The 24,079-nt window shown below is 42.5% G+C and carries 16 protein-coding genes; 5 read left to right on the forward strand and 11 right to left on the reverse strand.

What is annotated here, in order from left to right; all coding sequences use genetic code 11:
• Positions 1 to 72: 72 nt before the first annotated feature.
• The 10 genes from BCY91_RS11535 to BCY91_RS11580 all read right to left on the reverse strand — a co-directional run bounded on the left by BCY91_RS11535 (position 73) and on the right by BCY91_RS11580 (position 15,794).
• Positions 73 to 522: a MaoC/PaaZ C-terminal domain-containing protein gene (locus BCY91_RS11535; RefSeq protein ID WP_120182178.1), complete on the reverse strand. Its 450-nt coding sequence runs from the start codon at positions 520 to 522 to the stop codon at positions 73 to 75.
• Between the two features lie 73 nt (positions 523 to 595).
• The gene (locus BCY91_RS11540) at positions 596 to 1,639 is read right to left on the reverse strand and encodes a Gfo/Idh/MocA family protein (RefSeq protein WP_120182180.1); all 1,044 of its coding nucleotides are present in this window, start codon (positions 1,637 to 1,639) and stop codon (positions 596 to 598) included.
• Between the two features lie 63 nt (positions 1,640 to 1,702).
• A complete protein-coding gene (locus BCY91_RS11545; RefSeq protein ID WP_120182182.1) occupies positions 1,703 to 2,932 on the reverse strand; it encodes an extracellular solute-binding protein in 1,230 nt (409 codons plus the stop codon).
• Position 2,933: 1 nt separating this feature from the next.
• On the reverse strand, positions 2,934 to 4,070 hold the full coding sequence (locus BCY91_RS11550; protein ID WP_120182184.1) for a CaiB/BaiF CoA transferase family protein: 1,137 nt from the start codon (positions 4,068 to 4,070) through the stop codon (positions 2,934 to 2,936).
• Positions 4,071 to 5,204, reverse strand: a complete 1,134-nt coding sequence (locus BCY91_RS11555; protein WP_120182186.1) for a CaiB/BaiF CoA transferase family protein — start codon at positions 5,202 to 5,204, stop codon at positions 4,071 to 4,073.
• The gene (locus BCY91_RS11560) at positions 5,201 to 6,355 is read right to left on the reverse strand and encodes an ABC transporter substrate-binding protein (protein WP_220699478.1); all 1,155 of its coding nucleotides are present in this window, start codon (positions 6,353 to 6,355) and stop codon (positions 5,201 to 5,203) included. Before BCY91_RS11560 ends, BCY91_RS11555 begins: the two co-directional genes overlap by 4 nt.
• Positions 6,356 to 6,360: 5 nt before the next feature.
• The gene (locus BCY91_RS11565; RefSeq protein WP_120182188.1) at positions 6,361 to 9,630 is read right to left on the reverse strand and encodes a glycoside hydrolase family 2 TIM barrel-domain containing protein; all 3,270 of its coding nucleotides are present in this window, start codon (positions 9,628 to 9,630) and stop codon (positions 6,361 to 6,363) included.
• Positions 9,627 to 12,029, reverse strand: coding sequence for a glycoside hydrolase family 2 TIM barrel-domain containing protein (locus BCY91_RS11570; protein ID WP_120182190.1), 2,403 nt, complete (start codon positions 12,027 to 12,029; stop codon positions 9,627 to 9,629). Before BCY91_RS11570 ends, BCY91_RS11565 begins: the two co-directional genes overlap by 4 nt.
• Entirely contained in the window at positions 12,029 to 13,141 is a 1,113-nt protein-coding gene (locus BCY91_RS11575; RefSeq protein WP_120182192.1) for a glycoside hydrolase family protein, read from the reverse strand. The genes BCY91_RS11570 and BCY91_RS11575 overlap by 1 nt, the downstream gene beginning before the upstream one ends.
• 1 nt (position 13,142) lies before the next feature.
• Positions 13,143 to 15,794, reverse strand: a complete 2,652-nt coding sequence (locus tag BCY91_RS11580; RefSeq protein ID WP_245989101.1) for a family 78 glycoside hydrolase catalytic domain — start codon at positions 15,792 to 15,794, stop codon at positions 13,143 to 13,145.
• A 352-nt stretch (positions 15,795 to 16,146) separates the two neighbouring features.
• Between BCY91_RS11580 and BCY91_RS11585 the strand changes: the two genes are divergently transcribed.
• The 4 genes from BCY91_RS11585 (at position 16,147) to smpB (ending at position 21,747) form a co-directional block, all read left to right on the forward strand.
• Entirely contained in the window at positions 16,147 to 16,923 is a 777-nt protein-coding gene (locus BCY91_RS11585) for an IclR family transcriptional regulator (protein WP_120182194.1), read from the forward strand.
• Positions 16,924 to 16,989: 66 nt separating this feature from the next.
• Positions 16,990 to 17,499 (forward strand): phosphoribosyltransferase family protein, encoded by a 510-nt coding sequence (locus BCY91_RS11590; RefSeq protein WP_120182196.1) that lies wholly within the window; start codon positions 16,990 to 16,992, stop codon positions 17,497 to 17,499.
• Positions 17,500 to 17,632: 133 nt separating this feature from the next.
• The gene (smc, locus tag BCY91_RS11595) at positions 17,633 to 21,169 is read left to right on the forward strand and encodes a chromosome segregation protein SMC (RefSeq protein WP_120182198.1); all 3,537 of its coding nucleotides are present in this window, start codon (positions 17,633 to 17,635) and stop codon (positions 21,167 to 21,169) included.
• Positions 21,170 to 21,291: 122 nt separating this feature from the next.
• Positions 21,292 to 21,747 (forward strand): SsrA-binding protein SmpB, encoded by a 456-nt coding sequence (gene smpB, locus BCY91_RS11600; RefSeq protein ID WP_120182201.1) that lies wholly within the window; start codon positions 21,292 to 21,294, stop codon positions 21,745 to 21,747.
• 210 nt (positions 21,748 to 21,957) lie between these two features.
• Here the strand turns inward: smpB and BCY91_RS11605 are convergent, their stop codons facing one another.
• Positions 21,958 to 22,614: a protein-L-isoaspartate(D-aspartate) O-methyltransferase gene (locus BCY91_RS11605; RefSeq protein WP_120182204.1), complete on the reverse strand. Its 657-nt coding sequence runs from the start codon at positions 22,612 to 22,614 to the stop codon at positions 21,958 to 21,960.
• 99 nt (positions 22,615 to 22,713) lie between these two features.
• Between BCY91_RS11605 and BCY91_RS11610 the strand changes: the two genes are divergently transcribed.
• On the forward strand, positions 22,714 to 24,072 hold the full coding sequence (locus BCY91_RS11610; protein ID WP_120182206.1) for a sugar transferase: 1,359 nt from the start codon (positions 22,714 to 22,716) through the stop codon (positions 24,070 to 24,072).
• Positions 24,073 to 24,079 lie beyond the last annotated feature (7 nt).

The raw sequence follows: 24,079 nt of genomic DNA on the forward strand, positions 1-24,079 counted from the left end.
AATTAGTCGGTTAGGGCTTAGGTGGTTGGTTAGCGTGCATCTTGCTACTTACTACTTGCTACTTACTACTTGTTATTGCTCCCCTTTTCTGTTCACTAATAATAAATGATCGCACACTAAAACAACTTCGCCTTTTTGGTTGATAATTTCCACGTGCTCTGTTACGGTGCCCATTTCCGGCCGTTTATGGTCGCCCTTTTCGGTAATGGTAATTTCCGAGTGGATGGTATCGCCAATGTGTACAGGTTTTACAAAGCGCATTTTATCATATCCGCGCGAAAAAGCTTCGGGGTTTATTTCTGATGCGGTTAAACCGATACCGATGCTGAATATCATGGTGCCATGTGCAATGCGCTGTTTAAAAGGTTGAGTTTTGCACCACTCGGCATCCATATGGTGCGGAAAAAAATCGCCCGTATGGCCGGCATGTACCACAAAATCTGTTTCGGTGATGGTCCGGCCTAAGGTTACCCGCTTATCGTTCAGTTGGTAATCTTCAAAAAAAGTTGATTTTATAAACATGTTAGGTTTTTAGTTTATTAGGTTTTAGTTTGTCCGTTTGTTGGTCTTGATACTTGCTACTTTATACTTGCTACTATTCTCCACTGCTCTCGTAACATTTTTCCACTACTTCCATAGTGCCTAAAACGTCTTGTACGCTGGCATGTAATATCGTGTCTGAGCCTTCTTTAAAGCGCATTAAGTTGGACATTGTTCCAATAAAAGCTTCCGGAAACCAAGAACCTTCCAATTGTACTTTTTGCCATTCGTATTTCCCCTCTTCATTGCGGATGGTGTATTCAAAAACATCTGGCAAACCTTCCGGATAATTCATCAGCAAGCCCATTTTAGCTTTGATAGCGCCTTTTGTGCCCTCCCATTTGATATAGCTTTCTTCGTGCTGTGGACCAAACTCGTGGTCGTGGTTGGTATTGATTACCGCACGTAAATCATCACGGTAGTTCATTAAAATGGTAGAACGTGATGACGATAAGTCTTTGGCAGGATGCTTATAGGTATGTGCCTGAACAGATTTAGGGTTGCCCAAAAACGAGCGGATGCAGTCGATATAATGCACGCTGTGGAACAAAATCTCTAAACGCGGATGCCCTTTAATTACCGGAAACAGATGCCACGGTGTATTAACCGTAACTCTAAACTCTAAGTCGTACAAATCGCCAATTAAACCTTGGTTAATGATTGAACGCGCCGCCATTACAAATGGAGAAAAACGCAATTGGAAATTGATGGCGGCTACCAAATTTTTCCGTTCGCATACTTCCACAATTTCTTTTGCCTGCGCCAAATCATTGCCCATTGGCTTTTGGATAAGCACGGCAGCACCGTTTGGCAGTTGCTCTAAAATCTCGATGTACTGATCCGGCAAAACCGTAATGTCATAAACCGCGTTCTCCGGAGCGTTCTTCACCGCGTCTGCCACACTTTCAAAAACATGAGGAATGCCAAAGGTCTCCGCAAAGTTTTGCGCTTTAGCAAGCGTTCGGTTGGTAATCCCAAAAACCTCAAAACCGGCCATTTTATACGCCGGCAGGTGCGCATCTTTTACAATGCCGCTTGCGCCGATGATGATAATGGGTTGTTTGGTTTGGGGAAGCTGGGGTTTATAGGTGATTTGCATTTGGAAAAGTAAAAAATCAAAAGTTTAAAGTAAAAAAGCGCATTGTTAAAACTGAAGTTTAGTTTATAATAGTTCCTGAATTTTAAATTGCGTTTTCTTCAACAAAACGGTTGAAGGGATATCTGTTATAACGGCCTGCAACACCATTTGGTCTATCAGCTCGGCTATTTGTGGCCAGTTTTTAATTTGCGGCAAGGTGCGCGCATTCTCGTGCATTTGTGCCAGTTGGTGGTAAAACGGGATTTCTGCGTTCACCTCTTCATCTGCCCAGGTGGATTTTCGGCAACCGATACCGCCTTCTTGCGTCAGCAATTTATCAGAACTGGCGCGAGTGGCAAAGCGCAGAAATTTGTAGGCCAAATCCTGATATTCGCTCCCTTTACCTATGGTATATAACCAGTACACATTTAATGATGCAGTTTGCCCGCCAGCTTCCGCCGGTAATTCGGCAATGTTCACCTTGCCTTTAATTTTAGATTCGGCAATCACCTCGCACATTGATGCAAAACCGAACCAGTTGATGGCTAAAGCAGCTTCGCCCTTGGCAAATGCCATACCCGCACCTACCGATCCAAAATTACGCGAACCGGGGTGACAGGCTTTCTCGTCATTCACCATTTTACGATAAAAATCGAGTGCGTTTACCGCAGTTTTATGGTGGATTTGTATCTGACTTTTATCGTCTAATAAGCTGCCTCCGCGCGTCCACAGCTGTAAGCAAAAATCAAAAACCATGTTGTGGCCGTCTGGATAGTTGGCAAACACACAACCGTAAAGATTTTTATCGGGCCGGTTAAAGAAACGTGCGATATCACTAAACTGCTTCCACGTTTTAGGCACCTGCAAATCGTAGCCGTAAACGTTTTTAAAATGCTCTTGCTCAGCTTCGTCCTCAAACAAATCTTTGCGGTAAATTAAACATTCGGGGCCGTCATGAAAAGGTAAGCCGTACGTTCCACCGTTTATTTGTTGCAATTTTAACAAAGAGTTGTGCCATCCATCCGGATAATTATCAGGTGAATTGTCTGCAATAAGCGGATTTAAATCCGCCACCGCATGTTTGTTAACGGCATCTAAAATCCAGTCGGTATTTAAGTGTGCAATATCCCAATAACCATCTTTTAACCCATTTTGGGTAATGGTTTGGTAGTACAAATCGTGCAACTCAAAAGCCACCATTTCTACGGCAACATCTATTTTATATTCTTCTACAAAAGCATTCCAAAGCTTTTCTAACGCGCTTTCAAAAGGTGCAAACTTGCGTACCGCAATCCTGAATTTTCTTTTGGCCATTTTAGTCGATAAATTCCTTGATAATTTTTTCGTTATCCTGCCCTAATTTAGGCGAACCTTTATCAGCAATGAAACTTTCTCCGTCAATTTTTATCGGGCAACGCGTAGTTTTGTAGCGGTAACCGTCTTGCATTTGTACTTCCTGCACAAAATCCAGCACTTTAAATCCTTCTTGTGCAAACAATTGCTCGTAGTTTAAAACATCAGAACACCAAATATCTGCCGGCTCTAAAATATTAAGCCAGTACGCAGTATCCTGCGTTTTAAGGTGCTTTGCCAAAACCTCTTTAATCTCGTTTCTCAATTCAAAACGGTTTTCGGGATAAGCCTGCAAAGCATCGCAAGCCAATAAATTCGCCAAAACCGGAATTTCGCCCATGGCTAAAGCCAGGTAACCATTTTTGGTTTCGTATATGCCGTAAGGTGCGCCTAAATACGCATTTGCGTTATTGCTTTTGCTACGTTGTGGCAACTCGCCACCATCGTTATAAAAGGTGGTGATGGTTTCAAACTGAAAATCAAAAGCCGACTCGAGCATGCTCACCTGTACCAAGGCGCCTGTTTGGTGCATAACTTTACGGTAAAGCGCTGCTAAAATTCCCTGTGCCAAATGTGCGCCGGCCAGCATATCAACAATGGAAAGCCCCATTGGCACCGGGCCATCGCCGTCATTTCCGTTGAGCCAAGTGAGTGCGGTTAAAGACTGCAACAGCAAATCTTGCCCGGGCATGGCTTTTAAAGTACCATTTGCGCCAAAGCCAGAGATTTCGCCATACACTACCTGCGGATTAATCGCTTTTACATCCTCATAACTTAAACCTACGCGCTCCATTACGCCAGGCCGAAAGTTATGTAACACCACATCTGCCTTCGCCAAAAGCTTTTTTAGCTTGGCTAGCTCTTCGGGCTGCTTAAAATCTATAGCAAAAGATTCTTTATTGCGGTTGATGGTATGAAAAACGGACGATTCGCCGTTCATAATTAAGTCTGAAGTATAAAGGGTGCGACAGATATCGCCGGTGCCCGGTTTTTCAATTTTGATGACGCGCGCCCCCAAATCGGCTAAACGTAAACTCGCCGACGGGCCAGATAAAAACTGGCTAAAATCTACTACTAAATAATCTTGAAGTGGCTTCATCTAATTGTTTATTAAAGCGGCTAGGGTTTGGTTATGCTCGCCAACTTTGGGCGCCGATTTTTTACTGGTTAAAATTTCACCATCCAATTGTATTGGGCATCTGGTGGTCACCAAGCTATGGCCGGGTAAATCTAGCGTTTGCTTCATCTGCATCCCAAAATCAAATTTGTCTAAAGTTTCATAATCTAACACTTCGCCACACCACACACCTTTTGAACCTAACAAATTAAGCCAATGAGCGGTATCCTGGCCGCGTAGCTTTTGCGCTATCAGCTGGCGGATCTCATCGCGGTGCGAAAACCATGTTTTTGAATCGGCGTAAGCAGAAAAATCTAAATCTAAAAGCTGGCCGATGTATAATAAATTGCCCATGGCTAGTGCCAAATAACCGTTTTGGGTTTGATAAACACCGTACGGCGCACTTAAAAAAGCGTGTGCGCTGCCGTTAACATCTCCGCGCTCGGGGATTTGCCCGCCATCATTCAGGTAGGATGTAATGGCCTCAAACTGCACATCCAAAACCGACTCCAGCAAGCTTACTTCTACCAAAACGCCTTTACCGGTTTTAGCCCGCTTTAACAGCGCTGCCAAAACACCTTGCACCAAATGGTTGCCACACATAATATCGGCAACGGAAAGCCCAAAAGGCACCGGCGCCTGACTTTTTTTACCGCTAAGCCAAGCCAAGCCGGAGAGCGACTGCACCAACAAATCTTGCCCCGGTTTACGCGCCCAAGGTCCTTTAGTGCCGTAACCGGTAACCATTCCGTATACGATTTTCGGGTTTATAGCTAAAACGTCTTGATAAGTGAGGCCTATTTTTTCCATCACGCCCGAGCGGAAATTATGCGTCATCACATCGGCTTTGGCAATCAGTTTTTTTACCAAAGCAACATCGTCTGCATTTTTTAAATCTGCCGCAAAAGACTCTTTATTTCTGTTGATGGTATGAAAAAGCAAGCTGCTTTCGTCCACAAAAAGGTCTTTAATACTCAGCTGCCGGCAAGCTTCGCCTTTCACCGGTCGCTCAATTTTAATAACGCGGGCACCCAAATCTGCCAATTTTAAACCCGCAGACGGTCCGGCCAAAAACTGGCAAAATTCCAACACAACTAATCCTTCTAGTGGCCTCATGCAGTTTGTAAGTTTAAAGAATGATGATAAAGCTCATCTAGCTGGTTTAAAACGCTTTCCTCACTGCCACCGTTCATTAAATAATTGCGCACAACGTCACCGGCATGATCCTGAAAATCCATGTGGCCAGAATAGCGCGGACGTAAAAATGCACGCTCTAACGCCGGCAAGGTATTTTTAAAATATTGATGCGTGTAAGCATTTATTTTTTCGCTAGTCCAAGCTTTTAAATGCCCCGGCTGCCCGCCATTATCTGTAAATAAATGCTCTTGCACGGTTGCCGAACCTGTAAATTGAGCGTATGCTACGGCTTCTGCCTGATGTTTGCAATACGCCGAAACCGCCAAACCGGTACCGCCCAAGGTGCTGCACATAGCTTTGCCATTTACGCTTACCAAATCGTAAAAATGGAGTACATTTTTAGCGTAGCCCTCGCGTGCGTAGTTAGAGTAGCCATAAGCAAAAGGGCAATAGGCAATATCATTTGTATTTACCATAGCCTCATATACTTTTATTGGATTACGCTCAAAATTCTCGGGAGCAATATGGCTGGCCAGCTCTCTAAACATTTTTAGAGCTTTGACACCTGTTTCGACAGAAATTACGCGCTCTTCTGACTGGAAAGGCGCTTCGTCCAAACTGCAGCAGAACATATAAAAGCTCATCAGCAAATCAATAGGGATACCTGCAAAAGCCACCAGGCCCTTTTTTGTCAAAGCCAGCAAGTCATCAAAAGTTTGCGGAACGGTGAGACCATTTCTTTCTAAAATATCTAAACGTGCAGATGCAACGGGTGTTGCCGCATCAATTGGCAATGCCCAAAGCTTGTTTTTAAACACATAACTTTCATAAGATTTGCCCACCGAATTTGCTTGCTGATCGGCAATGTAGCTTGCAGGCATAAAATCCGACAAAGGCAAAATCACCTCTGTTTGCGCACCAAATCCCGTCCACGGATGGTCTATCACCAACAAATCAAAACGCTTTGCCAAATCTTCGATAGAGGCATCGGCGAAAGCCTGTAAACTTCTTTTTTCCCAGCTAATCTCCACATCGGGATAAAGTTCGCTGAACCGTTGCGCAGTGGCTACCATTGGCACAAGCCCCCTGCTATGGTTCCAAGTAATCCCCTTTAACTTTTTAATACTCATTTATATTATTTCAATTTTTTGTAGATGGCCATCAACTTTTCTGTTTGGGCGCTGGCCACCGGTTTGATGTAAAAACTGTATTTGTAATTGCCTGCCTTAATTTGGTATTGTGGCAAAGGTTGCGAAACATCGCTCCAGGTATCGTTTCCACCAATGCCCATTTGCTTTAAATCAACATTTAAAGTCACAAAACCTGCTTCAGACAATTCATTGGTATGCTTTGCTTTATTGATGTTGGCTTCTGTCCACGGCCAAGCACTCATGCTCAGCAGGCTATCGGCAACTACCATAATGCCGTTTTGTTTGTTGGTGAAAGCCATCCAACGCACATCTGTTCTGTTGCCGTTTTCTTGCGGATACACATAAGGTTCCACAAAATTTTTAATATCAAGCTGGTACAAACCGGCATCAAAACCAAAAGCCCTGTCGATATAATTCTCTTGCGGACCTTTTCCGTAAAAAGCGATGTTTTGCAAATCATTAGCGATGGCACCTTGCATACCCACTTTCGGGATATTTGGCAAAGCCTGATTTGCGGTTAAAGCGTAATCCACTTTAAGCCCGCCATCCGCATCAATATGGTAAGTAAGGCTTACGCTGGCGCTGTCTTTAATAATTTGATAGTTTGCCTGATAAACCGAGCCGGCTTTTATTTCTTTAAAATCCGTTAATTCGGGCACGGCGTTATACCACTGTTTTAATTTTTTCGCAGGTTTCCAACCTTTACGGTCGTTATCCGTTTGTGGGCGGGTAAAATGAGGTAAAAACGGAGATTTAACTAGCTCTTTCCCGTTTTTGATGTACGAACTTAAAGCACCGTTAGTGAAGGTAATTTGGAAATCTGTACCTTTTAAGCTTAGGCCAGATGCGCTTTTCTGCGCCACCGTAACTGGCTTTTCGGATATTTTGATACCTTCTAAAACCGAAGTTAAAGGCAATTGGTTGTAAGCAACCTCGTGTCCTTTTGCTGCCCAAGGCAAATTATTTTTTAGCTTAAAGCTGATGTTGAGCAGATACTCGTTGCCCGTTTTTAGATTAGGGTAGTATTTACGGATGTTCAGCTCTTTCTTCTCGCCTGCGGCAACAGCTACTGAGGGAATCTGCAAGCTCTTAATCACTTTCCCATTTTCTAAAAACGAAAGGAAAAGATCATAATCCTCAAGATTTTTTGATGCGTGGCGGTTTTCGATTTCCAAAACGCCAGCTTGCTGATTTTTCCATTGCGTTTCTGCCGGTTGGTAAACATGCTTACACTCGTAAATTGCTGCTTTTGGCCTGCCGTCTGATGCTACAATACCGTTAATACAGAAGTTGCCATCGTTAGGCTTGTCGCCAAAATCGCCGCCGTAGGCAAAAAATTCTTTTCCGGCCGAGTCTTTTTTAAGCAAGCCTTGATCTTTAAAATCCCAGATGCAACCGCCAATCAGCCTATCCCGTGAACGGAAAATATCCCAAAACTCTTTCATATTGCCGGTTGAGTTACCCATAGAGTGCGAGTATTCCACAAAAAGAATAGGTCTTTTATCGCCGTTCGCTTGGTTCAGCAACAAATCTGGCGTGAAAATTCCGGGATAAAAGCGGCTCACCATATCTACATAATACTGGTCCACAGGATTTTGGAGGCGGTGCGCATGGTCCACAGATTTTGGATAGCGCGGATCCGACGGATCAATGTATCCTTCTTCTTTTGGACTTCCCATGGCCGGTTCGTAATGTACGGGGCGGGTAATGTCAAAATCGTGAATCCACGCGGCCATTGCGGCATTATTTGGTCCGCGACCTGCTTCGTTACCTAAGCTCCAAATTACCACACTCGGGTGGTTTTTATCGCGTAAAACCATTCGGCTGGTGCGCTCCATAAAAGCCCCCGTCCAGCTAGGGTCGTTGCTTAGTTTACCGCCCAAACCGTGGGTTTCATAGTTAGCTTCGTCCATCACCATCATCCCATATTTGTCGCACAACTCGTAAAAATAAGGGTCGTTAGGGTAATGGCTGGTCCTAATTAAATTGAAATTAAACTGCTTTAAGGTTTTAACATCGCGCTCAATATCGGCACGGCTCAATGCTTTACCCTTCACTGGGTCATGATCATGGCGGTTAACCCCATAAATGTAAGTCACCTTTCCGTTAATCAGCATTTTACCGTTTTCTTTAGAAAACTCGATGCTGCGGAAACCCACTTTACAGCTTTTAGCCTCCAGCAAATTGCCCTTATCGTCCACCAAAGAAATAACTAGGGTGTATAAATTCGGTGCTTCATCGCTCCACTTTTTCGGGTTTTTGACCTCAGTTTCTAAAAGGCCGAATTTTACATTGTCTAAACGGGGGTAAATTTCGTTCACGATAGACTCGGCGCTACGTTGTAACGGCTTTGCAAATACAGCTCTGTTGCTATCATCATATAACTGCGCTTTAACCTCGTAACCTTCCGGGATAAACTTGCCGGTAAAGTTATCAAGGCGTGGGCGCAGACTAAAAATGGCGTCTTTGTATTGCTTATCCAACTTGGTTTGATAGTGGAAATCGGCAATGCGGATTTTAGGTTCTGCCAGCAACATCACTTCTCGCTGTATGCCGCTCATCCTCCAATGGTCCTGGTCTTCCAGATACGAGCCATCGTTCCAACGGATTACCTGTACCGAAACCACATTTTCACCTTCTTTTAAATAAGCCGTTGCATTAAATTCCGACGGCAAACAAGAATCTTCACCATAACCCAAAAACTTGCCGTTTAGCCAAACCCTAAAAGCAGAACTTACGCCACCAAAATGGAGCGTGATGTTCATATCTTTCCAGTTTGCAGGCAGCGTAAAACTTCTTTGGTACGAGCCTACACCGTTATAATCTTGCGGTACAAAAGGCGGGTTAACCGGGCGAAAAGGAAATACCGCACTTTTATAAATCGGAATGTCGTAACCCTTTAATTCCCAATTAGAAGGCACTTCAATTTTATCCCAGCCGCTTACTTTTTGTTTATAAAAATCTTGTGGTGCATCAGCAGGCTTAAAAGCGAATTTGAAATCCCAATCGCCGTTTAACAACAGCATTCTTGATTTGCTGCGGTCGCCGTTTAAAGCGTCTTCTACAGAAGCGTATGAGTAAGAGGTTGAACGCGCTTTGTCGCGGTTAATTTCGGTTATCTGCGGAACTTCCCAAGGCGGTGTATTGTAAATGCCGGGCACCATCGGGATGGCAGCAGGCAAACCGTCAACCGTTTGCGCCAAACCAAAGGTTGCGCTAAATAACAACGCTAAACTTATTTTTAAAGCCTTCATTTTGTTAAATCGATATTGAATGTTGCTGTTTGTAAACCCGGAGCGCTAGCTTTTAAGGTAGCCTTTCCGCTTTTGTTTGCTTTTAAAATAACTAAGGCTTTGCCGTTATATAAATTAATGTGATGCGCCTGGAAAGATTGCAAATTGGCTTGGTAACCGTTATCAACGCCTACAATTTCGGCACCGCCCTCTACGCTTAAATACACGTTGTTCATCGCATCCGGCACAGCCAAACCCTGTTTGTCTAATACAGAAATGGTTACGAATGCTAAATCTTTACCATCCGCTTTGATGCTGTTTTCTTCGGCAGTTAAATGCAATTGGTTTGCAGCGCCTGTGGTTTTAATGACTTTGCTTAATACCACTTTGCCGTTTTTGCGCGACACCGCTTTTATTTCGCCGGCTTTGTAAACTACGGGCCAGCTCACATGTGCCTCATTCTGGCTTTTACGTTTAACACCTTGCGATACGCCGTTCACAAAAAGCTCTACTTCATCGGCTTGGTTATAATAGGTCCAAACATCAACTTTCTGCCCTTCTTTCCAGTTCCAGTGTGGCAACAAATGCAAAACGGGTTTGTTTGTCCACTCGCTTTGGTACATGTAATACACATCTTTTGGGAAACCCGCCAAATCAACAATTCCGTAATAGGAGCTGCGCGCCGGGTAGTTAAACGGATGCGGCTCGCCTAAATAATCAAAACCCGACCATACAAAAAGCCCCGCCATGTAAGGTTTATTTTTTACGGCCAGCCAGCTTTCCTCGTGCGTAGTGCCCCAATAAGCCGCCACGTTATCATACGCAGTAACCGTCCAGTTGCCGTTTAAGTTTTCCATGTACTTATTTTTTGATGTGGCCGGCCACAATTGCACGGTATCTTGCGGCTGCACATAAACCCCGCGCGTTTCTAGCGCCGATGCAGTTTCTGTAGCTAAAAAACTTTTGCCCGGGAAAGCACCAGGCAAGGTTGGGTACAACTTATGTTTGTAGTTGAAACCGTAAATGTCCATGTTATTTGCTTTCGCGATGAAATTTTTATCCGCCTCCATCTCTGTCATCGCGGTGGTAACCGGCCGCGTTGGATCGTATTTTTTCACGATATCCACCAGCTGTTTTATAATTTTAGTGCCCGATTCGTCAAACTGTTCACGGATTTCGTTGCCCACGCTCCACATAAAAATGGATGGATGGTTGCGGTCGCGCAGTACCATTGCCTTTAAATCACGCTCGTGCCATTCGTCAAACTCCTGATGGTAATCGAACTTGTTTTTCTTCTTGCGCCACATATCAAAAGCCTCATCCATCACTAAAAAGCCCATTTCATCACAAGCCTTCAAAAACTCTGTCGATGGCGGATTATGGCTAATACGGATGGCATTGGTACCCATTTCTTTTAAGATGCGCAACTGTCGTTTTATCGCGCTTTCGTTCACCACGGCACCAATAGCGCCTAAATCGTGGTGCATACAAACCCCTAAAATCTTCATCGGCTGGCCGTTAAAGAAAAAGCCTTTTTTAGCATCAAAACTAAAACTGCGGATGCCCAGTGGCGTATCGTAAGCATCAACTTGCTTGGCGCCGATGAACACCTGCGTTTTTACGGTGTACAGGTACGGATGCTCCGGACTCCAAAGCTGGGGCTGCGACACCTTAAATTTTTGGGTAGTTGTTTTTAGGCTGTTGTCCAAATTGAGGTAATTCACCGCCTGCGCAACCATTTTGCCCGATGCATCTATAATCGCAGAAACGACTTTTGCTTTTTCGGCTACTGGCGCATCATTCCGAAGGCTGACGTCAAGCAGCACATTGGCCGATTTTTTTGTGATTTTTTCGCTCCGTACAAAAGTTCCCCAATGGTCAACCGCAATTGGGTTGGTACTCACTAGGCGCACATTGCGGTAAATACCACTTCCGGTGTACCATCTGGAGCTGGGTTGTTCAGAGTTATCCACCCTTACGGCGATGTAATTTTGTTGTCCGTATTTCAAATCGTCGCTTAAATCGTAACGGTAAGAGGTGTAACCATAAGGCCAAAAACCAATTTTTTTGCCGTTTACATAAACCGTAGCGTTGCGGTAAACCCCATCAAACTCGATGTATATCTTCTGGCCCTTTTGAGATACCGGAACGTCAAACGTTTTGGCATACCAGCCCATACCCGCGGGTAAAGCGCCTTGCTGACTGGTGGTAGGATGTTTTTCGCTGAAATCGCCTAAAATGCTCCAATCGTGCGGAAGCTGTACTTCTTGCAGTTTTTGCAAATCTTTTATTTCGTAGCGTAAAGTGCTGTCATCGCCTAAATAAAATTTCCAATCGGCGTTAAAGTCTTTGCTTATTCTCTGCGAAAAAGCCTGCGTTAACGCGGATACAAAAAATAAAATCAGGTATGCTTTCTTCATTATTTACTTTCCTTGTTAAAAGGTAAAAATTGTATGTTGCTAGTTCCTAAATCTTTAGAAGTGGCTACTGCAATGCCCCTTTGGTCGTTTTGGTTAACGGCACAATAAAAATGGTAAACCACACCTTTATGTTTTAACACGTAAGATTTGTGTGCGTAAAGTGCATCATAATCTTTTGACGAGGCAATTAAGTTTTCTCCCTGCCAATCGGTCCAGTGAATTAAATCTTTTGATACTGCAAAACGGTTAAACGCTCCTTTTCTATCTTCCCAAAACGCCCCGAAATAAAACATCACGTAATTGCCGCCCATTTTTTGGATAACTGCATCTCCGGTAATCCCCACCGGATGGTGCACCACAGGCTCTGTTTTAAAACGTTTCCAGTTTACCATATCGTCAGACACAGCCATGCCAATGCGCTCGTACCACCTGGTTTTTTTATTGTTAGCTAAAGAATCGCCAACAGCATTGTAATACATCACAAAACGGTGACCGGTGAAACGCTCTTTATCTTCAATTACACTGCTTTTAAACAATTTATGGCGGTTCTCCCACCAGCGCACATCAGCATCCAAAGACGATAAAACAGGTTTTGGCAAACGCTGCCACTCGTGCGCCACCCAAGGTTTATGCTTAGTAAAAGCCATCCCGATAGAAAGCGGCTCTACTTCATACCCGCGCTCTTTACCGCCAAAATACGACATCCAGTATTTACCATCGTATTTATTAAGCTTGTACTTACCGCCCCATTTCATATCTACCAAAGCGTTGTAGCCTGCTTTTTGGTTGGCATCCCAGACATCTTCATCAGAAAAAGAAAGTTGCTTGCCCTCGTTTTTCCAGTTTAACAAATCTTTACTGCTGGCCAGCCAGGTTTCGTAACCGCGCCCGTCGTAAATAAGATAACTCATATACCACTTTCCGCCTTTACGAAAAATTGTGGGGCAGTCCATCTTTTTATCATTGCTTTGCGGCACCATCACTAAACCGTATTTATAAGGCGTTTTCACTTCCTCGTAAATCTGTTGCATGGTTTCCGCATCAACTTGCTGTTGCGCCCGTGCGGGCAAGTAAAGCATCAGCAATAAAAGCAATGGGCTTAATTTTATCATCTTATTTTTCAGCAACTGTAAATGTATATTGTCCCGAACCTATCTTAATTCCGCTTTTGCTGTTATTTATTGTCTCTCCGTCCATCGTGGCATCGCCCGAAGGTAAAATTACCTTTGCATCACAGCCGAAAGGCACTTCCACATTTAGCGTAAAGCTTTTTCCGTCTTTTACCCAAGCACTTTTAATTTCACCGTAAGGCGATTTAAAGCTGGCTTCCGCCTGATTTACGCTCGGTACAAGTTGCGGGTTTATCTCGATTTGCTGAAAAGCCACGCTTCCCTCCGCTTGGCTGATGCCGGCCAAACCACTGTAAAACCACTCCATCAAATGCCCCAGCATAAGATGGTTGTTTGAAACAGTAGGCAATGCCGCCCAGGATTCTGTTAACGCAGTGGCGCCCTTGGCAATTTGATAACCGTAGCCCGGCACATCAGAGCGGTTGTTCATTTTGTTAATCACGTCGGATCGCCCAGCTTCCTGCAAAACGCGTAGCACGTAACGGTAGCCGATATCGCCGGCTGTTAAGCTGTTGTTCCGCGCTTCAATGTCTTTAACCAAGTTATTGATTACCGCTTGGCGGTCGGCCTTATTTACCAAATCCATAAATACCGCCATGGCATTTGCCGCTTGGCTGCCAGTTGCGTATTGTTTGGTTTGTGCATCAAAAAACTTTGCGTTAAAAGCACTTCTTACCTTTTCGGCAATGGCCTGATATTTCTGAACATCGTCCGTTTTGCCTAAATGCGCCGCTATTTTGCACATCAAAGTTAAATCGTAATACCACATGGCGGTGGCGGTTACTCCTTTTGGCGTTAACTGAGAAACTCCGGGCGGATTTGGCCCTAAATCGTACCAATCAGATAAACCTTTGTAATTAATATAATCAACAGACTCGGCTTGCAAATAGCTTAAATAATTAACCATCATCTGGTAATTGTCTTTTAAAACTTGGTCATCGCCATACCATTGGTAACTGTACCAAGGCACAATGATAGCGCTGCTTCCCCACTCTGGTGAATCCCGAAAAATATCGCCACCCCATTTAAAGAAAACAAATTCGGGTGCAGTTTCTGGCACCAAACCGCTGCTCAATTGCGATGCACGCATATCGGCCATTGCTTTGTTTAACATAGGTGCAATGTGGTAATTTGCGTTTACCGAGTTGCCCATTAAATGCACCTGCTCTAACCAGCCCAACTTTTCGCGGTGCGGGCAATCCGTTAGCACGCTTGCCATATTACTTTTAATAGCCCAATCAATTAGTTTATAGGTTTGATTGTATAACTGGTTTGATGAAGAAAATGAGCCCGTTTTTGGTGCCGCGTTACGGGTGTGCAAACCCTTTAATTCTACAATTTGCACAGGTTTTCCGCCATCTTTCGGCATGTTACGCACTTCCAAGTAGCGGAATCCATAATAACTAAAACGTGGTTGCCAGGTTTCGCTCCCTTTTCCTTTTAATATATATTGGAAATAATATGGACGACCGGAGGCTCTTTGGTTGACGGTAAAATCCTTGTTGATTAGCTCGGCAGGATAAATACGCACCGTATCACCGGCGTTGCCTTTCAATTTTATAGCTATGATGCCCGAGAAATTCTGGCTTAAATCAAAACTGCTGGTTTGTGGATTAATATCTGCCAGTTTTTTTGCCTCAAAGGTTTCAAACACCTTTAAAGGCTCTTGTTGTTGTGCAATGAGTTTCGGCGGGCCGTCTGTTATTAAAACGCTTTTCCATTGGCTGCCATCAAAATTTGGTTTTGCCCAGTTTTTCTGTTCTAAACGCGCGTCATAATCCTCGCCTCCGTAAATGCTGCTAAAAGTTATAGGTCCTTTGGCTGTTTTCCAGCTTTCATCGCTAAAAATTTCTTCCACAGAACCGTCGGTATATTCTATCTTAAGCACGCAAATCAGTTTAGGCAAATCAAACATGGTTTTGGTTTTGCGGTAGCGCCCCTTCATTGGCGGCACAAAATAAAAACCGTTGCCTAGCATCACCCCAATGGCGTTATCGCCTTTTTTTAAAGCATCAGTAACATCAAAACCTACATATTGTGCTTCTTTGCTGTAGTTTGTCCAGCCGGCATCTAAAAAATGATCGCCTATTTTTGAGCCGTTTATCAAAAGCTCAAAATGGCCTAAGCCCGCAATTGCCATATTTGCATTACGGATTTTCTTTTCCGTTTTAAATGTTTTTCTGAACAATGGAAGCTGGTTGGCAAAGTTGGCCTTGTCTTTTTCGCCATCCGTAGGTAACGGATTTTTTAAACTGTCTGCCAATTTTTCGTCTGTAATCCACTTAGCACCCTTCCAATCTGTTTTGCTTAAAACGCCAGTGCTAAATTTATTTGGCACGGACCATCCCGATACGTTTCCGCGGTTATCCTTAACGCGAACCCGCCAAACATAATTGGTGAGCGCTTGTAAAGCTGGTCCTTTATATTTAACATTAATAGAGGAAGCATCGCTTTGCCAATTGCTATCCCACAAAAAAACGCCGCTTTTTAAATCTTTTATGCTTTTAGCAAACTGTAACTGGTAAGCTAGCTGTTTGCTGTTTTTTAAAGAAGACTTATTTATCCAGGCCAATTTTGGCTCACGAACATCTACTTCTGTGGCATGGCCACGATATTGTACGCTTAAATCTTCCACCGATAAATTTTGTGAAACAGCATTTTTCCCGAATGCTGTTAACAACAAAACCAGAAGGCAAAAAACTTGCGCTATTTTTTTTATGTTTCTTAAGGCGTAGCTCGGCATGATTTTCATTCGTGCATCAAAATTACAAAACCAATTTAGGCTCTAACCGTATCTGTCTTATTATCCGAACCTTAAGAAAACTTTATCTATAAACCGATTGATTCTATGTGAAAAATTCAGGTTCGGTTTTGCATTAAGGCTTATTCAAATATAAATATAACATTTATATTTAAAAGAATAAAAGGGAATTTTGCTGAGGATGGGATGCGGTAAAACTGTGGGATATTATTATTTTTGATACAAAATGGAAACCGAAACAAAAACTAAATACCAAGCGCCCGCGCTAGAAAAAGGACTCGACATTCTTGAATATCTATCATCACAATCTGTACCGGTATCGCAAACAGAAATTGCCAGCAATTTAAACAAGAGCTCTAACGAGATTTACCGTATGTTGGTATGTTTGGAAGACCGGGGCTACATCATCCGCGACCAAATATCATCTAAATATAAGCTGTCTTTAAAGCTTTATCATTTATCGCACCAGCACTCTGTTGTTGATGAGTTGCGGACAGCCTCTATTCATTTAATGGAAGATTTAGCAAGTGAGGTGCGCGAAGCCTGCCACATGAGCATTATTTACCACAATAAGGTGATGGTGATTTTGCACGCACGCAGTCCCGAGCCTATTGCGCTATCTATTGAGCAAGGCAACCTTTTCCCTATTGCTTTAACCGCATCTGGCAAAGTGCTTTTGGCCTATATGAAACCCGAGACCGCGAATGCCATCCTAAAAAAAGACCCGGATTATAAAACATTTACTGCCGAGCAAAAGCAGGCTTTTCAAGAAACGATAAAACAGATCCGCGAAAAGGGACACTTTTTAAAGGAGAGTGACTTTGCCGACGGTATTGTTGACGTTACAGTGCCTGTGGGCGATGAAAAAACTGGGGTAAACGCGTGTTTAACCATTTCGAGGTTGCATACCAAAAGCGCATCGCACAAAGAAAAAGACGAAGAACTGATTAAAGCGATGAAAAAATATGCCCAAAAAATACAGAAGAAAATTGGTTTGATCTGATGTGATTGATGCGGAAGCAAAAAGCTATTCGTGATAATTTTCTAATTTAGCCATCAAAATCGTTTTATGAGCTCGAAACAAATCCTAATTCTGGATGCAAATCAGATACAGCAAAAGATAAACCGTATTGCCTATCAAATTTTGGAAGACAATTTTGATGAAGAGGAAATTATTTTAGCCGGGGTAATTTCGCGCGGCTACCGCTTGGCTTTACGTATTGAGGCGGTGCTTTCGAAAATTTCGGACATTAAAATCAAGATTGTAAAGCTGGAACTTAACAAATCAAGCTCGAAACTGGAATCTTCTATAGACATCCCGGTTGAACAATGCGAAAACAAAGTGGTGATTTTGGTGGATGACGTTTTAAACAGCGGCCGCACCATTGCTTACGGCTTAGGCGTATTTTTAAACATCAGGCTTAAAAAATTGCGCTCGGTTGTTTTGGTAGACCGTAGCCATAAAAACTTCCCTGTAGCTACAGACTTTGTAGGTTTAGAGCTTTCCACCGTTTTAAAAGAACACGTATCTGTTGTTTTGGACGAGAATAACGAGGAAGACGCGGTTTATCTGCGGTAAGCTTAACAAATAACAATATGAAGAAGGGCTTTTCGCCCTTTTTTTATTTTGGGCCAGATTAAAGCGCTACCAATCTCACAAACGGTTTCATTAAAATTTCCTAATTTCAGCCTTCCATTTTTTTAGGGAGCGCATGCAGCTAAATAAGCTTGAGATAAAAGGTTTTAAGAGTTTCGGAGACAAAATCACCATCAATTTTAACGAAGGAGTTACCGCCATTGTGGGGCCAAACGGTTGCGGAAAATCTAACGTGGTGGATGCTATCCGCTGGGTTTTGGGCGAGCAGAGTACCAGAATGCTCCGGTCGGAAAAAATGGAAAACATCATCTTCAATGGCACCAAAACCCGTAAACCGGCCAATTTAGCAGAGGTTTCGCTCACTTTTGACAATACTAAGAACATATTGCCCACGGCTTTTTCTACCGTAACCATTACGCGTAAACTTTACCGCAGCGGCGAATCGGAATACCGCTTAAATGACGTGCAATGCCGTTTAAAAGATATTTCTGATTTGTTTTTAGATACTGGAATTGGCTCAGATTCTTACTCAATCATCGAGCTGAAGATGATTGATGAGATTATCGCAAATAAAGAAGGATCGCGGCGGAATTTGTTTGAGGAAGCATCAGGAATATCCAAATACAAACTGCGCAAAAAACAAACATTTGGCCGTTTAAAAGATACTGAGGCAGATTTAAGTCGGGTTGAGGATTTGCTTTTTGAGATCGAAAAAAACCTGAAAACCTTAGAAAACCAAGCAAAAAAAGCCGAACGATACTATCGTTTAAAAGAAAAATACAAGATTTTAAGTTTGGTTTTAGCTTCCTTCCGCATTTTAAATTTTAGAACGGAGTTAAACGAGCTTGAAAAACTGGAAGAGGCACAAAACAGCGGGAAACATATTTTAGCTGTAAAAATCGATGATTTAGACGCGCAAATCCAGAAACATAAATTCAACAGCTTAACTAAAGAAAAAAACCTTTCTGTACAGCAAAAAGCCACCAATGATTTTGTGGCTAAAATTCGCGCCTACGAAAACGAGAAAAAAATTAAAAACGAACAGCTTAAGTTTTTGCAAGACAAAGAGCGGCGCTTAAACGAAGAGCTTGAAAAAGACCGCGCACAACTGCAACACGTGCATTATAATATGAAGCGCTTGAGCGAGGAACGTTTGCAGGAAGAGCAAAACCTTAACAGCTTAACCCAGGCTTTAGATGATTTAAAAGAAGAAGTTGACGAGTTAAGGGTGCAACAAGCAAGCGGAAAAGTAAGGCTAGAGCAATCGCAACAGCAAAATACCGACTTGCAAAACCAATTGTACGCGCTAGAAAAAGAGGTAGACATTTTAAATATCCAGCAGGAGGCTTTATTGCAAGAAAGCAAACGAAATATTGAAGATACGCAAAACCGCGAGCAGGAGTTAACAGAATTTAACAGGGTTTTATACGAGCTGGAAGCAGGCATCAGCGCCAAGCAAAACGAGCTACAAACCTTAACCGAGCAAGAAAGCGCTACCCAAGAAAAGTTGGGAATTTTAGAGCAAAAACTATCGGATAATCGCGAAAGTTTAAACCAAACCAGCAGAAAAATTGACGCCAAGCAAAACGAATACAACCTTACCAAAAGTATGGTTGATAATTTGGAAGGTTTCCCAGAGTCTATCCGATTTTTAAAGAAAAACACACAATGGAGCAAAAATGCTCCTCTTTTGTCGGATATTTTATTTTGCCGGGAAGAGTATCGCGTAGCTATTGAAAACTATTTGGAACCCTTAATGAACCATTATGTGGTGCCAACTTTTAACGATGCTGTTGAAGCGGTGAAGCTGTTGAGCAACGCATCGCGCGGCAAAGCGAACTTTTTTATTTTAGATCAGATACAAAAACCTGATACAGCGTTAGCCCCACCTTTTGCTGATGCTTTACCGGCCTTAGAAGTGGTGGATGTTGACAAGCGCTACCAAACGCTGGCGATGCATTTATTACACAATGTTTTTTTGGTGGACGATGACAGCGAAGTCGCTTTAAATGCACTGCCAAAAAACGACGATGCCGTGATGATTGCTAAATCGGGCAAATATTATAAAAGCAAGTTTATGCTCTCTGGCGGTTCTGTGGGCTTGTTTGAAGGGAAAAGGATTGGTCGCGCTAAAAACTTGGACAACCTGAGCAAGGAAATTAAATCGCTAAACCAAAAATCGGCAAAAGCCGCGGACGAGATTGAAAGCATCAAGCGCGAGATTGAAAGTTTAAAAGCCTCTTTACAGCCGCAGGTTTTACAGGCGCTTCAAAAAGAAATCAACTTGGCAGAAAACGAGCTGGTATCTGTAAAAACCAAGCAAGAGCAATATTTAAGCTTCATCCAAAACAGCCAAAACCGCAAGCAAGATATCGAACAAAAACTGCTCAATATTTCATCGGCTTTGCTAGATCTGATGCCTAAAATCCAAGAAAGCAAAACACAAAAACAAGCTTTCGCCGATGCTTTGCTCCAAGAGCAGAGCGATTATGCACAGCTGAGCGAATTTTTGACGGTAAAATCGACGGCCTTTAATACAGAAAATCTCAAATTTCATCAGCAAAAAAACAAGCTGAACAGCTTAGACAAAGATTTGGAATACCGTGAAAGTCAGCAAGAAGACTTAGATACGCGAATAAATAAAAATCAGGAAGAGTTGGACGCTACCAAGGCTTCTATATTGGAAACTGTGGTGCACACCGATTATGACGACGAAGATTTGTTGGCGATGTACCAGCAAAAAGAAGAACTGGAAAAGGCGGTGCAAGAGGCAGAAAAAGATTATTACGAGAGCAAGGAAAAAATTAATGCTTTGGAAACCGAACTTAGCGACTTGCGAAAAAACAAAGACAGCGCCGAGCTGTTAAGCAACGATTTAAAAGATAAAAAAAACAACCTAAAAATAGAGCTGAACGCTTTGAAAGAACGTTTAGCGGTAGAATTTAGCATTTCCATTGAGGATATTTTAGACGATGAACCACCGGAAGACGAGGATGAAGATGCGGTGAAAGAGAATGTGGAGAAGGTAAAAAAACAGCTAGACGAGTTTGGCGCCATTAACCCCATGGCTATGGAAGCTTATCGCGAAATGGAAGAGCGTTTTACCTTCATCAGCAACCAAAAGAAGGATTTAACTGAGGCCAAACAATCTTTATTAGAAACCATCAAAGAAATTGACGATACCGCTAAAGAGAAGTTTATGGATGCTTTTACGCTGGTGCGCGATAACTTTATGAAGGTTTTCCGGTCGCTGTTTAATGAAGAAGACAGTTGTGATTTAGTGTTAAGCAACCCCAATGCACCTTTAGAATCAGACATCGACATTATCGCCAGGCCCAAAGGGAAACGTCCGCTTTCTATCAATCAGCTTTCGGGTGGCGAAAAAACGCTTACGGCTACTGCATTGCTGTTTTCGTTGTACCTGCTTAAACCGGCACCATTCTGCATTTTTGACGAGGTGGACGCGCCTTTGGACGATACCAACATTGAGAAGTTCAACAATATTATCCGCACTTTCTCTAACCAATCGCAGTTTATTGTGGTATCGCACAACAAAAAAACCATCGCCAGCACAGATATTATTTACGGCGTTACCATGGTAGAGCAAGGCGTCTCCCGCGTAGTGGCAGTTGATATGCGGGAAGTAGCTTAGCTAGGTGGTTAGTTTGTTAGCTGGTTGGCCAGGGGTTGGCTTGCTAGGTTCTCAAATCTCACGTCTCATATCTCACGTCTCAAATCTCATATCTCACATCTGATTTATCTATATTTGCAACAATGGCAACAACAGACATTAACATCCGGAACAAGAAAGCGAAGTTTGAGTATCATTTATTAGAAACATTTGTTGCCGGCATCAGCTTATTGGGAACCGAAATTAAATCAATCCGCGAGGGCAAAGCCAATATCAGTGATGCTTTTTGCACGTTTATTAACGGCGAACTTTATATCCGCAATCTGCATATTTCTGAATATTCTCACGGTTCTTTTTATAACCACGAATCTAAACGGGACCGCAAATTATTGCTTACCAAAAAAGAAATCAAAAAACTTTTGGTAAAAAATGAAGATAAAGGCTTAACCATAGTTCCTTTAAAAATTTTTATCAGCAGCAGAGGCTTTGCAAAATTAGAAATTGCCCTGGCGCAAGGAAAAAAAGCTTTTGACAAACGCGATGCGATGAAAGAGCGTGATGTGAAGCGCGAAATGGATAAAGCGATGAAGAGGTTTTAAAAGAGCCTCAGCCCCCGGCCCCCTCTCCGAAGGAGAGGGGGAGGAATAGACGGGTTTAAGTTTTATTTATATTGTGTAGTTACCATAAGAACGAACGCGAAAAACCTATAAAATTAAACGAGCTTAAATTTTATTTCGTATTGTAGTTAACAAGGGTTCCCTCTCCTTCGGAGAACCTGCTCCGCACAACGGAGGGGCTGGGGTGAGGCTCTACCAAGCCTGATCCCCCAACAATGGCACAAACCTGAATGTATCGAGCACAATTTTATCAAAATCGTTTTCGCCTACGCGGATAACCGTCACCATTTTTTGGGCTTTTTCATCGCCAACCGGGATAACTAAAATGCCTCCAACCTTCAACTGTTTCAATAAAATTTGAGGCACCATAGGCGCACCGGCAGTTACAATAATTTTATCGTAGGGCGCATATTCAGCAATGCCTTTAGAGCCGTCGCCCAAAAAGAAATTGGCCTTATAGCCTAAATGGGGCAAAACTTGGCTGGTACGTTGGTAAAGTTTTTCTTGCCTTTCTATGGTAAACACTTGCGCACCCAGTTCTAGCAAAACACAGGTTTGGTAACCGCAGCCAGTACCAATTTCGAGCACTTTGTCGCCACGTTGAATGTGCAACAGTTCCGACTGGTAGGCAACCGTATAAGGATTGGAAATGGTTTGACCTTCGCCAATGGGAAAGGCTTTGTCTAAATAAGCTTGCGCCCAAAAAGTTTCGTCAAAAAAATAGTGCCTTTTCACTTTTCCTATCGCTTCCAATACTTTCGCGTCTGATATCCCTTTCGCTTTTAGCTCTTGCACCAATTTTTTTCTCGCACCTTTTTCGCGGTAATTATCAACGTATTTGTAGGCCATTTGCTCACAAAAATATAATCTCCAACCAATATATGGTGCATTTTCTTAGTTTTACCGGTATTAAAAATTGTACAATCTGAAAACGAGCATCTTAAAATAATGGTAAAAAAATCGCAGGTTTCTTATTTTATTTTAAACCTGTTGGCTTTGGCCACTTTCGTTTATCTCATCAACAGTTTTAACTTAAATCCCTTCATCGGAACCCAAAAAAATATTTGGTTTGCGCTGTGCCTTTTAGGCTTATATACTTTATCCGGAACTTTTTTAGACGCTAAACGCAAATCGCGCTTTAAAGAGTTAGTGCTCACCTTAAACCAGTCTTTAATTGTTGCTATTTGCCTGCTCTTTTTTACTTACACGCATCTTCAAAACAGCCGATTATCGTTCGCTATCGCCACCATCTTCAACATTGCACTTTGCCACTTCGCCGTGTTTTCGATATTTAGGCTAACTTATCTTACCGCTTTAAAAAAGCTCCTGCAAAACGCAACTATAGGTTTTAATACCGTTATCATTGGCAATAAGCAAAAGGCAGATACTATTTTAAAAGAGATAGCGGCGCAAAAAAAATCGCTCGGCTTTAAAATTTTAGGTTTTTACGATTTAGAACACAGCACTTTTCAAGAGAAAAATTCGGGGCAAACCCTCACCCATCAAATTCCGGAACTGATTAAACTGCACCAGATTGAAGAGATTATTATAGCGATAGAAACATCAGAACATTTACGGCTAAAAACCCTTTTAGACGAGTTGGAGGAGCATCATGTTACCATACACATCATTCCGGATGTATATGATATTGTCTCCGGATTTGTAAAAATCAACTACCTTTTTTCCATTCCGTTAATTACCCTGCACCGGCAGTTTATGCCTTTTTGGCAAAGAGTAATTAAAAAACTTTTTGACGTTGTTTTTAGTACGATGGTTTTGCTGGTTTTAAGTCCGCTTTTAATCATCATTGCCATATTTATTAAACTTGACAGCAAGGGACCTGTTATTTTCTCGCAAGAACGCATTGGAAAAAACGGCAAGCCTTTTGTAATTCATAAGTTTAGGACAATGGTATTAAACGCAGAAGCGTGCGGACCGCAACTCTCTAGCTATAACGATACGCGCATTACTAAATTTGGCCTTTTTTTAAGACGCTTACGGCTTGATGAACTACCGCAATTTTACAATGTACTTAAAGGAGAAATGTCTGTTGTTGGTCCCCGGCCCGAGCGTAAATTTTATATAGACCAGATTGTGAAAATAGCCCCACATTATCATCACCTTCATAAAGTACTGCCGGGCATAACTTCTTGGGGCCAAGTAAAGTTTGGCTATGCCGAAACCATTGAGCAAATGGTCAATCGTTTAACTTTTGATATAATTTATATTCAAAATCGTTCGCTTTCTTTAGATTTTAAGATTATGATATACACTATTGCTATTATTTTACAGGGAAGAGGAAAATAGTGATTAT

It is taken from the genome of Pelobium manganitolerans (assembly GCF_003609575.1).
GTDB classification, from domain to species: Bacteria; Bacteroidota; Bacteroidia; order Sphingobacteriales; family Sphingobacteriaceae; genus Pseudopedobacter; species Pseudopedobacter manganitolerans.

Coding starts and splice junctions, on each gene's coding strand:
- BCY91_RS11535 (WP_120182178.1), bottom strand. CDS start 522: ATGTTTATAAAATCAACTTTTTTTGAAGATTACCAACTGAACGATAAG.
- BCY91_RS11540 (WP_120182180.1), bottom strand. CDS start 1,639: ATGCAAATCACCTATAAACCCCAGCTTCCCCAAACCAAACAACCCATT.
- BCY91_RS11545 (WP_120182182.1), bottom strand. CDS start 2,932: ATGGCCAAAAGAAAATTCAGGATTGCGGTACGCAAGTTTGCACCTTTT.
- BCY91_RS11550 (WP_120182184.1), bottom strand. CDS start 4,070: ATGAAGCCACTTCAAGATTATTTAGTAGTAGATTTTAGCCAGTTTTTA.
- BCY91_RS11555 (WP_120182186.1), bottom strand. CDS start 5,204: ATGAGGCCACTAGAAGGATTAGTTGTGTTGGAATTTTGCCAGTTTTTG.
- BCY91_RS11560 (WP_220699478.1), bottom strand. CDS start 6,355: ATGAGTATTAAAAAGTTAAAGGGGATTACTTGGAACCATAGCAGGGGG.
- BCY91_RS11565 (WP_120182188.1), bottom strand. CDS start 9,630: ATGAAGGCTTTAAAAATAAGTTTAGCGTTGTTATTTAGCGCAACCTTT.
- BCY91_RS11570 (WP_120182190.1), bottom strand. CDS start 12,029: ATGAAGAAAGCATACCTGATTTTATTTTTTGTATCCGCGTTAACGCAG.
- BCY91_RS11575 (WP_120182192.1), bottom strand. CDS start 13,141: ATGATAAAATTAAGCCCATTGCTTTTATTGCTGATGCTTTACTTGCCC.
- BCY91_RS11585 (WP_120182194.1), top strand. CDS start 16,147: ATGGAAACCGAAACAAAAACTAAATACCAAGCGCCCGCGCTAGAAAAA.
- BCY91_RS11590 (WP_120182196.1), top strand. CDS start 16,990: ATGAGCTCGAAACAAATCCTAATTCTGGATGCAAATCAGATACAGCAA.
- smc (WP_120182198.1), top strand. CDS start 17,633: ATGCAGCTAAATAAGCTTGAGATAAAAGGTTTTAAGAGTTTCGGAGAC.
- smpB (WP_120182201.1), top strand. CDS start 21,292: ATGGCAACAACAGACATTAACATCCGGAACAAGAAAGCGAAGTTTGAG.
- BCY91_RS11605 (WP_120182204.1), bottom strand. CDS start 22,614: ATGGCCTACAAATACGTTGATAATTACCGCGAAAAAGGTGCGAGAAAA.
- BCY91_RS11610 (WP_120182206.1), top strand. CDS start 22,714: ATGGTAAAAAAATCGCAGGTTTCTTATTTTATTTTAAACCTGTTGGCT.